Genomic DNA, 11,485 nt, shown 5'->3' on the forward strand with positions numbered 1-11,485 from the left:
CCAGGCGGCCGGCCTCAGGATCCGAACCGCACGAGCCAGTCCGTGTGCTGCGGACTGACCAGCCGCTCCGCTTCGGCGACCGCCTCGGCCCAGCCCTCCTCGGTGACCGTCGTGCCCATCGCTACCCGCAGGGTGTCGAGGTCCTGCTCGATGAGCGAATGGGCATACGTCAGCGGACGGTGCCGCCGCACCTCCTGCCAGGCGACACCGGCCGCGGCCCCCGCGCTGAGCAGACCCGCGAAGTCCCAGCTCCCGATCACCCCGAAGGCCCTGAGCGTGGCCGCGAGCAGCGCGAGGGACGTCAGCGCGGCCGTGACGGAGGACCAGCGCACCGAGGCGCGGTGCGCCCGAGAAGCCCGGTTGCCGTACCAGATCAGCTGTTCCAGAACCCGGTCCCGCAGATAGATGTCCCGTCGCGCCTCGAACGATTTGGCGCGCACCGCGCGCATCCGTGGCGTGATCTGCCCGGCGCCCATGGTGTCGGTTCCGCCCCGGGAGTCCTGCCAGCCCATCTTCCTGAGCTCCCGCAGCCGCTCCTCCAGGCGGTCGGCGAACAGCGCCTCGGGATTGGCGACCCGGGAGTGGAAGGGGCCGCCATGGACCATGTACTGCCAGGCGAGCGACTTGAGGGTCTCGGCCACCGCCCGGTGCGCCTGCCAGTGGGCACGCGCGCGGCGGCGCGAGGTGTGCACCCCGATGACTGTCGTCAGGGCGTACAGCACAGCGGCACATGCCGAGGCGATATGACTGCGCAGGTGTTCTGCCAGCGCTGCCGCCGCCGTGGCGAGCAGCAGAACGACCAACTGGGTGCGGACGGCGCGGATCGATTCACTCTGACGGGCCAATGCGCGTCGGTCGCTGTCCAGATAGAGCGGGGGCAAGTCCGCGTCACCTATGGTCGTGCTCGGTCCCGTACCTCTCACGATGGCACCTCGGGTGGTCGACGGCCTCCATCTTGGCGGCACCGACCGGGGGAGTTCCAGGTCCGCGAATGGACTTCTGAAGAGCCGATTCACCGTGCCTGGTGTATGTTTCGGCTAACAGACCCTCAGCTGGGGTCAGGCTGTCTCAAGTCCCAAAAGTCGAACTCATGCGCAGCAACCACTGTGGCAGCGACCTCTGTGACGGGAGGCCGCCGGTTCACCTCCCGCCAGTTCGACGAACAGAACAGAACGAGGCCGTCATGATCCTTCAGGTAAAAACGAGCGGTACTGCCGTCTCCCGCAGGCAGTCGAAGCAGCACACGCCGCTGTCTGCCACCGCGCACCGCGAGGCCGTCACCCGATCGGCGGACCGTCAGGACGCGGTCACTCCGGCGAAGGCCGCGACCTTCAACTCGTCGATCTGAACCTACGCAGCCGATGGGCTGGGTGCGCCCACACGTCCTCCGTGCGCGGGGGTACGCCCGCACCACCAAGAGGGTGACCAACGCGCCTCTCATACTGGCGGGTTGGCTCGGCCCAGCCCTTCGAACCGACTAAAGTGCGGGCAGTGACGACCGCGCCCGCATTACAGCAACTGGTCCTCAAGGTGCATTCCAGATGTGACCTGGCGTGCGACCATTGCTATGTCTACGAACATGCCGACCAGAGCTGGAGCCGGCGCCCCAAGATCATCTCCCAGGACACCGTCGAGCAGGTCGCACACAGGCTGGCGACGTACACCAAGGAACGCGAGCTGCCCACCGTCTCGGTGATCCTGCACGGCGGCGAGCCACTCCTCGCCGGCCCCCTCCGGCTGCGTCACATCTGCGAGGCGCTCACCACGGCCCTCGCTCCGGTGACCGCGCTCGATCTGCGCATCCACACCAACGGCGTGCAACTGGGCCCGCGTCATCTCGAGGTCTTCCGGGAGTTCGACGTCAAGGTCGGCATCTCCCTGGACGGCGACCGCGCCGCGAACGACCGCCATCGCCTCGACCACAGGGGTCGCAGCAGTTACGACCGGGTACTGCGGGCGATCGAGCAGCTGCGCGACCAGCAGAACCGGCACCTGTTCGCCGGGCTGCTGTGCACCGTGGACGTCGAGAACGACCCGGTCGCCGTACACGACGCCCTGACCGCGCTGAATCCCCCGCGCATCGACTATCTCCTCCCCCATTCCACCTGGGACACCCCGCCTCCGCGACCGGGCGGATCACCGACGCCCTACGCCGACTGGCTGCTGGCCGTCTTCGACCGCTGGGAACAGCAGGGCCGCACGGTGCCGGTGCGGATCTTCGAGTCGGTGCTCAGCACCCTGGACGGCGGCCCCAGCTTGACCGAGGCCCTGGGGCTCGCCCCGTCCGATCTCGCGGTGGTGGAAACCGACGGCACGTTCGAACAGGCGGACTCCCTCAAGACGGCGTACGACGGTGCCGCGGGCACCGGCTACGACGTCTTCCGACACAGCTTCACGGAACTGGCGGAGCATCCCGGCGTACGGAGCCGCCAGCTCGGCATCGACGGGGTGAGCGACACCTGCCGGACCTGTCCGGTCGTCGAGTCCTGCGGCGGCGGGCTCTACGCGCACCGCTACAGCAGCAGCCGCGGGTTCGACAACCCGTCGGTGTTCTGCGCGGACCTGCGCACCTTCATCGAGGGGGTGACCGAACGGGTCGCGCGCCGGGCACCCGCCTCGCTGATGCGCGACGAGCTGCGGTTCTCGTACGTCGAGTTGAGCAGACGGCTGATCACCGGTCAGATCGACCGGCTCGTCGTCCGGCCTGGCGGCGACAAGGCATGGCATCTGCTGGCCCGGCTGGACGCCGACGAGCGGACCCGCCCACACGTCAACGCGGTACTCGGCTATCCCTATCTGCTGCCCGTGCTGAGCAGCCTATGGCTTCTTCCCGGTGGCGCCGCCCTGTTCATGGCGATCACGGTGGCCACGGCCGTACGAGCCGGAACGGCCGCGACCCTGTCCTGGGACCATCCGCACCGCGAACTGCACCTGCCCACCCTCGGCACCGTGGTGCTCCCGGAGCGCGGGCGCGTCGAGGTCACGGTCACCGAGGAAGGGTTCCGGATCCGCAGCGGAGCGGACACGGAGCCCGGCACATGGCGCCCCCTGGAGAGCATCGATCTCGGCGACGGCACATCCGTACTCGTGGACGACGCCGATCCATTGCGCCGCGACTCCTACCCCGTGCCCGTCGCTCCTGCGCTGGCACCCGCCGAGCTCGACGTGTTCCGCGAACGGCTGCGGGCGGCCTACGGCCTGCTGGACGCCCGTAAGCCCGGCTGGCGCGACGACGGCGACATGCTGGACGTCACGACGGTCACCCCGCTCGCGCCGGGCGCCGGGCTGTGGCTCGGCAGCCATGGCTATGCGGCGCTGGGTCTGGCCGCCGACTTCTCCCCGGAGGAGTTCGTACGCGAACTGCCCCGCATGGGGCGGAGGATCCCGCTTGCCGCCCCTGATCGGACGACCGGCCCCAAAAGAGAGACGGTCGATCATGGCTGAGGCCGACGAACTCGCGCGCCTGTTCACTCAGTTGGGAGTGCGGCGTGGTGGTGTGCTCATGGTGCACTCCTCCCTGCACGGAAGCGGACTGCGCGATGACGAAGTCCGGGACGCACTGCGCGAGGTGCTCGGACCGCACGGCACGCTCATCGTGCCCGCCTTCACCCCCGAGAACTCCGACACCTCAACTGCCCACCAGGCGCTCGTCGCCGGCATGACGGACCGCGAAATCGTGGCTTTCCGGGAGTTCATGCCTCCCTTCGAACCGAACACCACCCCCTGTCCGTCGATGGGCATGCTCGCCGAGTGCGTTCGGACGACACCGGGCGCCGTACGCAGCGCACACCCGCAGACCTCCTTCGCGGCGCTCGGCGCCCGTGCCCGCGAACTGTTGGCGGGCCACCACCCCCACTGTCACCTCGGCGAACGCTCGCCGCTGGCCCGGCTGTACGAGGCGGACGCCCAAGTGCTGCTGTTCCGGGTGGGGTTCGGCGTGTGCAGCGCCTTCCATCTGGCCGAGTACCGGATGGTCCCGCCACCGCCGCCGCGCCTTTACCGCTGTGTGATGGAGGACAAGGGCAACTGGATCGCCTATGAGGACCTCACCCTGAACGACGCGGACTTCGCCGAGGTCGGCGCCGCCCTCCCGCGTGAAGTGCTCTCCGTCGGCAAGGTGGCGGAGAAGCCCGTCGTGGTGTTCGGAATGAGGGTGGCGGTCGACCACGCGCGACGCGCGTTGACCGAAATTCGGCGATGAATGGCCCGAAAGATGCCCCGCTTATCAGGGCGTCGTCGGGCACATTTGATTACTCCTGGCGGGGCGGTGGGAGCAACACCCGCTGGAGGGACGACGTGCCGTCGGTGCGCTAACCGGTCGGCGGGCGGGGGGCCGTGTGGATTACTCGGGCCGGGGCTGGCTGTCCGACACCAGACCCTACTTCTTCCTGAGTTATGCCCACACACCGGCCTGGGGCCCGAGCCGGGGCGACCCCGACCACTGGGTGTACGTCCTGTACAAGGACCTGTGCGACAACATCATGCACCTCACCGATCTGCCCGCCGGCGCCTCGGCGGGCTTCATGGACCGGGAGATGCACTCAGGCGACGGCTGGCCCGAGAAGCTCGCCGAACACCTCGCGCTCTGCCGGGTCTTCGTACCGCTGTTCTCCCCGCGGTACTTCACGAGCGAGATGTGCGGCCGCGAGTGGTACGCCTTCAACGAGCGGATCCTGCGCGCCCGGGCTGCCGGCGCCGGCAGCCTCCCCGCCATCGTCCCGGCCCTGTGGGCGCATGTGGACTACGACCAGCTTCCGGAATCCGTCCGGCACATCCACGTCGACCACGCCGCCTTCGGGGCACGCTACGCGGACGAGGGGATCTACAGCCTCATCAAGCTGAACCGGCTGCGCGACGAGTACGAGGAGACCGTGATGCAGCTGGCACGGCGCATCGTCCAGGTCGCCCACGACTCCCCGCTGCCGCCCGGTCAGCCACGTCGCTACGAGAACACGCCCAGCGCGTTCAAACCGCGCGGCGAGGGCCCTCGGAGCATCCACCTCACGGTCGCCGCGCCCACACTCCACACCATTCCGGACCACCGCGACCCCCGCCCCTACGGTGAGCACGCCCACGACTGGAACCCCTATCCGGAGGAATCCGCCCGAGCCCTGCCGGAGCTGGCCGAGGAACTCATCCGCTCCCTGGACTACCGGGTCACCGTGGCCTCCTTCGACGACGAGGACACCGGACCCGGGCCCCTCGCCTCGCCCGAGGACGACAAGCCGCCGGGCCGGCCCGGCATCCTCCTGGTCGACCCCTGGGCGCTCGACGACGAGGAGCGGTGCCACCGGCTCGCCGTCTTCGACACCAACACACGCCCCTGGGTCAACGCCGTCGTGCCGTGGGACCGCACCGACCGGCAGTGCCAGAGCGACGAGGGCAAGCGGCTCACCGACAAGCTGGAGCGGACCCTGCCGCTGACCCTGGACCGCGGCCGCCGTACCGACTGCCGGATCGCCGTCAACGGTGTGCCCACGCTCACCGCCTTCACCGATGTGCTGCCCAGGGTCGTGGCACACGCCACGAAACAGTTCTTCAAACACGCGACACCGCACCCGGTTGCCGGGCCGCACGTCCCGAGGCCCCGTCTGACGGGACCGACGCCCTCGACACTCCCGCAGGCGCGGGACACCACGATGGAGGAGAAGCATGGCCGCGGCTCCTGACGGACGCATCATCACCTTCTACTCGTACAAGGGTGGGACCGGACGGACCATGGCGCTGGCCAACACGGCCTGGATCCTCGCCGCGAACGGCAAGCGCGTGCTCGCCGTCGACTGGGACCTGGAGGCACCCGGCCTCCACCGCTTCTTCCACCCGTTCCTGGACCCGGACGTGCTGGCCTCCACCACCGGTGTCATCGACATCATCACCGAGTTCCACTGGGCCGCCACGACCGGAGCGCCGCGCACCGGCGAGTGGCACCGCAGCTACGCGCGCGTCCAGCAGCACGCCGTCTCGCTCCACCCCGAGCGGCTCGGCTGGATCTTCCCGGACGGCGGCAGCCTCGACTTCCTCTCCGCCGGACGCCAGGACCGGGCGTACTCGGCGACCGTCTCCTCCTTCGAGTGGGACAACTTCTACGAGCGCCTGGGCGGGGGACAGTTCCTCGACGCGCTGCGCGACGACATGAAGGCCAACTACGACTATGTCCTGATCGACAGCCGCACGGGTCTGTCGGACAGCGCGGACATCTGCACCATGCAGATGCCCGACGTCCTCGTCGACTGCTTCACCCTCAGCGACCAGTCGCTGGAGGGGGCCGCCGCTGTCGCCCGCAGCGTCGAGGAGGGATACCACCCGCACGACGTTCGGGTGCTGCCCGTTCCCATGCGCATCGACGAGGGCGAGAAGGAGAAGGTCGACGCCGGCCGCGCACTGGCCCGGCTCAAGTTCGACGGACTGCCCAAGGGGCTCAGCGGCGAGGAGCTCACCAGGTACTGGGGCGCAGTCGAGATCCCGTACCGGCCCTACTACGCCTACGAGGAGACCCTCGCCACCGTCAGTGACGAGAAGGGCCTCGCCAACTCCCTGCTGTCCGCCTTCGAGCGGCTCACCGGAGTGATATCGGAAGGCGAGATCAGCTCGCTGCCCTCCGTGCCCGAACCGGTGCGGCTGCGCTGCAAGGAAGCCTATATACGGCGCCGGCCGCTCGCGAAGGTGGCCGAAGTCGACATCGCCTATGTCGCGGAGAACCGGATGTGGGCCGAGTGGACGGAATCCGCCCTTGTCCGCTCCGGCTGCAGCGTCACACTGCGCGATGTGTCGACCGCACCCCTCGAGCGCCCCGACGGCGGCATCCGCACCCTCGTTCTGCTCTCCACCCCGTTCCTCAACTCCCGCCATGCGCAGGAGTCCTGGCGGGCGCTCACCGACACCTCGGCGACCGGGACGTCCGCCCTGTTCGTGCCGCTGCGCGTCGACGACGCCCGGCTGCACTCCTCCCATCTGGAGTACAACCCGGTCGACCTGCACCGCCTCGACGAGGCGCACTGCGTCGCCAGCCTGCTGCGCGCCCTCGAACTGCCCGCTCAGCAGCTCGACGCCGGTCCGGCAGGGCCTCGCTTCCCGGGCAGCGTGCCGCGGATCTGGAACGCGCCCCAGCGCAACGTCACCTTCACCGGCCGCAGCATGGTCCTGGAGAAGCTGCGCGACCAGCTGGGCGGCGGCAGCATGTCCGTCGTGCTGCCGCTGCCGCAGTCGCAGGCGCTTTTCGGGCTCGGCGGAGTCGGCAAGACGCAGCTGGCCAACGAGTATGTGCACCGCTTCATGGCGGACTACGACCTGGTGTGGTGGATATCGGCCGAACACAACGACAATGTGGTGTCCTCCCTCGCCGAACTCGCCGTCCGGCTGGGTGCGCCCGCCGGCGACGACATGTCCATGGCCTGTCAGGAGGCGCTCCAGCGTCTCGGCCGCGGCACTCCGGGCCGCTGGATCCTCGTCTTCGACAACGCCGACGACCCCGAGGACCTCAAGCCGTACTTCCCCGAAGGGGGCGGCGGGCACATCCTGATCACCTCCCGGAACCAGGCCTGGGCCCAGCAGGGACCCTCGCTGCCCATCGACGTGTTCCTGCGCGAGGAGAGCGTCGAGCACCTGATGCGCCGGGCCAAGAGCCTCACCCCCGAAGACGCCGACCGGGTCGCGACGGCCGTCGGGGACCTGCCGCTGGCCGTCGCCCAGGCCGCCGCGTGGCTGGCCGAGACCGCGATGCCCATCGACGACTACCTGGAGCAGCTCGACCACCAGACGGCCGACGTCCTCGCCCTCAACCAGCCCGCCGACTACCCCCAGCCCGTCGCCGCGACGTGGAACATCTCCATCGCCCGCCTGCGGGAGAGGTCGCCTGCCTCGGTCCGTCTCCTGGAGCTGTGCGCCTTCATGGCCCCCGAGCCGATCGCGGCCCAGCTGCTCTACAGCAAGGAGATGATCGACGCTCTCAAGCCGTACGACCCCGCGCTCCAGGAGAAGCTCGTCCTCGGGCGCGTCATCCGGGAGATCGGACGGTTCGCACTGGCCAAGATCGACTCGATGGGCACCAGCATCCAGGTGCACCGGCTCGTCCAGGCCGTCATCCGCTCCCAGCTCACCGAGGAGCAGCAGGAGGACACGCGCCGGGTGGTGCACACCGTGCTCGCCGGCGCCCGTCCCGACGAGGACGAACCGATCGACGACCCGGCGACCTGGCCCCGGTTCGACCTCATCTGGCCCCACCTGGACGCCTCGGACGCCCGCAACAGCGCCGAGCCGGAGACCAGGCGGCTGATGATCGACCGGGTCCGCTACCGCTGGAAGCGCGGTGACTTCGCCCGCGCCCTGCAGCTCGCCGAGGAGTTGCTGGCGGACTGGAAGGACCTGCTGGGCGAGGACGACGTGCAGTACCTGTACCTGCGCTGCCAGCTCGCCAACATCCAGCGGTCGCAGGGTCGTTACGTCGAGGCGCGGGAGATCGACGAGGAGCTGCTGGAGCGGCAGCGTTCCGTGCTCGGCGAGGACCATCCGCACACCTACGTCACCACGTCCAGCCTCGCCAGCGACCTGGCCGCGCTGGGCGACTACCGGGACGCCGTGGAGCTGGCTCGCAATGCGCACGACGGCTTCAGCCAGATCTTCCACGAATCCCATCCGCGCACGCTCAGCGCCGCCAACAACCTCGCCCTCGCCCTGCGCATGGTCGGTCGCTACGGCGAGGCCCGCGCCCTCGACCAGGACGTCCTCGACCGCCGTATGGAGGTCCTGGGGCCCGACCACATCTACACGCTCGCCTCGGCCGCGTCACTCGGCCGTGACCTGCGCGAGGTCGGCCGCTACGACGAGTCGGTCTCGCTGCTGTCGCGGACGTACGAGGCGCACAAGCGGATCCTGGGCAAGAGCTTCCCCGGGACGCTGGCCTGTGCCAAGTCGCTTGCCGTGTCACTGCGTCGCGCGGGCCAGTTCGAGGACGCGCGCCGGCTCACCTCGGCGACCCGGGCGCAGTACCGGGCCCAGTTCGAGGCGCCGAACCCGGACTCGCTGGCCTGCGACCTCAACATGGCCGCCGACCTCTACGCCGCCGACGACCGGGAGGCGGCGCGCAACGTGGCCCGGGAAGCGCTGGTGGAGTACATGAAGGTGCCGGGCGAGGCCCATCCATACACCCAGGCCGCGCTCAACAACCTCGGCATCTTCCACTGGGGCTGCGGTGACGCGCAGGCGGCCGAGGCCGTGTTCCTCCAGGTGCTGCCGCGGATGACGGAGGTGCTCGGCGAACAGCATCCGCACACGCTGTTCTCGGGCATCAACTACGCCAATGTCCTGGCCGACATGGGCCGGCCGGAGCAGGCGCGGGAACTGGAGGAGAGGGCCGTCACCGCGCTGCGTACGGTCCTGGGACCACACCACCCGGAGACACTGGCCGTGGTCACCAACTTCGCGCTCACACTGGGCGCCCTGGGGCGCGAGGAGGAGGCGCAGACCCTGCACGAAGAGGCGCTGAGGGAGCTGCGTCTGCTGCTCGGCGACGACAACGGGATCACACGGCTGGCAAGCCGGGACCGCCGGGTCTACCGGGACCTGGAGCCCCTGGCGGTGTGAGGTCACACCGGGGGCGCCCCGCTGGGTCCGGAGTCCGCCAGCAGCCACTGGAGCACCGTCGGCAGCGCGCTCAGTGCCGCGAAGTGGGCCGCCTCCGGATCGAGGACCGCGGTGGCGCGGGGGATGCGGGCCGCCAGCCAGGAGGAGTGGGAGGCCGGCGAGAAGACGTCCTGTTCGCCGTGCCACAGCAGTACCGGCACCCGGATGTCGGCCGGGTCGAACCCCCAGGGCCGGCACAGGGCGAGGGCGTCGTCGATCCACCCGTAGGGCGAAGCCCGCAGCGCTTCACGGTAGTTGTGCAGCAGCATGGTGCGGATTCCCTTGTCCGAGACAATCAGCCGGTCGGCGTCGGGCAGCTCGCTGCGCAGCTCGTCGAGCAGGCGCGCGGGGTCGCTGCGGATGGCTGCCGAACGCGGAATGAGCCGGGCGGCGAAGCGCTCGGGATCACGGCCGGCGGTGCGGTACTCGGTGACGTTCGACGGCGCCATCCCCTCGAACCAGTCGAGCCCCTCCGCGTCCCGCGGGGCGAGCGCCACGAGCGCGGCGGCGCGCGTCACCCGGTCCGGCAGCAGCGCGGCGCAGGCGAGCGCGTGCGGAGCGCCACCGGAGCGGCCCGCAACCGCGAAGCGGTCCAGGGCGAGGGCGTCGGCGACGTCGGCCACATCCTGGACGACATCGACGACACGGCGGCCGGGCCTGCGGTCGGAGCCGCCGTAACCGGGCCGGTCGTAGCTGATGAGCCAGGCGCCGCGCTGGTAGAGGAACAGCGACCGGGGCCGGGGACCGACCCGGCTGCCTGGCGTGCCGTGCAGGAGGAACACCGGGCGGCCTCGGGGATCCCCCGCACACTCGACCCGTAACAGCCTCCCGTCGGCCGTCCGCACGTGTTCGAGCGTGCGTACCTGTCCCCGCATGGCGCCCCCTCCCTCGGTCCGCGGACCGGGACCACGCTGCCGGAAGATTGCCCCAAGTCTCAGGCCACAAAACGAATCGCCAGGTCAGCAAGGCTCGGTTCGGCCATTCCCCGGACGCCCGGAGGGCGATGGCCCAGGACGCCCGTCCGATCGGCTGTGCGCGGGTTCCTCCGACCGGGGAACGGGCCCTCGCCGGGAAGTGACCGAAGAGTGCGAGATCGGCGGCGGCGTCCCCAAGCAGGACCCAATCTTCCACGGCCCCACCTATTGCTCCGGGGGCAGGTACAACATGTACTACATCAGCGACTGAGGGACTACGCCCTCGGTGAAGGCACGGGCCGCCCGCCACCGGGAGAAGCGGGCGGCCTGAGCACCTGGTACCGGGCGGCGTCTTCGTGTTCTCCCAGCCGCCGGCCATCCCCGGCGCCTACGGCCCGCAGGGCATGTACAGCTACCGGCCCGCCGTGTGGGAGCGGCTCCTCACCCGGGCCGGCTTCTCCACCGCCCAGGCCGAGGTGATCGAGGCTCCGAAGGCGGACCACATCGGCACGCTCATCGTCTCCGCCCGCGCCTGAGCCAGAAGCCCCAGCCGGAACCTCCGCACCGGCTGGGGCTTCTTCATGTCTTGATCGTCCGCCGTTCTGGCCGGCAGGGGGCCGGCTAACGATCTCCGACGTGTCGTTACGGCCGTCCGTGGCACAGAGGGTGCATAGTCGACGCTGGTGAAAACGTTCCTGCACCGAGGGGCTTAGGTGGGGCGGGTGGGACTCGAACCCACGGCCGACGGATTATGAGTCCGCTGCTCTAACCGGCTGAGCTACCGCCCCGTTACGGCGCGTCGCGTACATGTGTGCGCGCCGTCTGCCGCAGCATAGCCGCTCATACGATCTCCTGCTTCGGATGGTCGGCTACACATGACCTTGAGGACTCCACCGAGGGGGCGGCGGTTCCGGCGGACATGAAAAAGGACCCCTGCGGGGTCCTCGTTCAGC

At 69.8% G+C, this 11,485-nt stretch carries 7 protein-coding genes, 1 tRNA gene and 1 pseudogene; 6 read left to right on the forward strand and 3 right to left on the reverse strand.

Translation table 11 applies throughout. The features are described 5' to 3' along the window. Positions 1-14: 14 nt before the first annotated feature. The gene (locus tag VXC91_RS14710; RefSeq protein ID WP_329507688.1) at positions 15-926 is read right to left on the reverse strand and encodes a DUF4231 domain-containing protein; all 912 of its coding nucleotides are present in this window, start codon (positions 924-926) and stop codon (positions 15-17) included. 257 nt (positions 927-1,183) lie between these two features. Between VXC91_RS14710 and VXC91_RS14715 the strand changes: the two genes are divergently transcribed. From VXC91_RS14715 to fxsT, 5 genes are all read left to right on the forward strand, one after another. Beyond that, positions 1,184-1,348 (forward strand): hypothetical protein, encoded by a 165-nt coding sequence (locus VXC91_RS14715; RefSeq protein WP_329507673.1) that lies wholly within the window; start codon positions 1,184-1,186, stop codon positions 1,346-1,348. 143 nt (positions 1,349-1,491) lie between these two features. Beyond that, positions 1,492-3,444, forward strand: a complete 1,953-nt coding sequence (locus tag VXC91_RS14720; protein WP_329507675.1) for an FxsB family cyclophane-forming radical SAM/SPASM peptide maturase — start codon at positions 1,492-1,494, stop codon at positions 3,442-3,444. Then, on the forward strand, positions 3,437-4,201 hold the full coding sequence (locus tag VXC91_RS14725; RefSeq protein ID WP_329507677.1) for an AAC(3) family N-acetyltransferase: 765 nt from the start codon (positions 3,437-3,439) through the stop codon (positions 4,199-4,201). Before VXC91_RS14720 ends, VXC91_RS14725 begins: the two co-directional genes overlap by 8 nt. Positions 4,202-4,337: 136 nt before the next feature. Further along, positions 4,338-5,669, forward strand: a complete 1,332-nt coding sequence (locus VXC91_RS14730) for a TIR-like protein FxsC (protein ID WP_329507679.1) — start codon at positions 4,338-4,340, stop codon at positions 5,667-5,669. Further along, entirely contained in the window at positions 5,653-9,579 is a 3,927-nt protein-coding gene (gene fxsT / locus VXC91_RS14735) for an FxSxx-COOH system tetratricopeptide repeat protein (RefSeq protein WP_329507681.1), read from the forward strand. Before VXC91_RS14730 ends, fxsT begins: the two co-directional genes overlap by 17 nt. A gap of 2 nt (positions 9,580-9,581) precedes the next feature. Here fxsT and VXC91_RS14740 read toward each other — a convergent pair whose 3' ends face one another. Continuing rightward, the gene (locus VXC91_RS14740; RefSeq protein ID WP_329507683.1) at positions 9,582-10,493 is read right to left on the reverse strand and encodes an alpha/beta fold hydrolase; all 912 of its coding nucleotides are present in this window, start codon (positions 10,491-10,493) and stop codon (positions 9,582-9,584) included. Positions 10,494-10,861: 368 nt separating this feature from the next. On the opposite strand from VXC91_RS14740, the pseudogene VXC91_RS14745 reads away from it, so the two are divergent. After that, positions 10,862-11,068: pseudogene (locus VXC91_RS14745) on the forward strand (SAM-dependent methyltransferase); the annotation flags it as partial. A gap of 178 nt (positions 11,069-11,246) precedes the next feature. Here the strand turns inward: VXC91_RS14745 and VXC91_RS14750 are convergent. Beyond that, positions 11,247-11,320, reverse strand: a tRNA-Ile gene (locus tag VXC91_RS14750). Between the last annotated feature and the right edge of the window lie 165 nt (positions 11,321-11,485).

The sequence above is a fragment of the Streptomyces chiangmaiensis genome (assembly GCF_036281785.1).
GTDB lineage: Bacteria > Actinomycetota > Actinomycetes > Streptomycetales > Streptomycetaceae > Streptomyces > Streptomyces chiangmaiensis.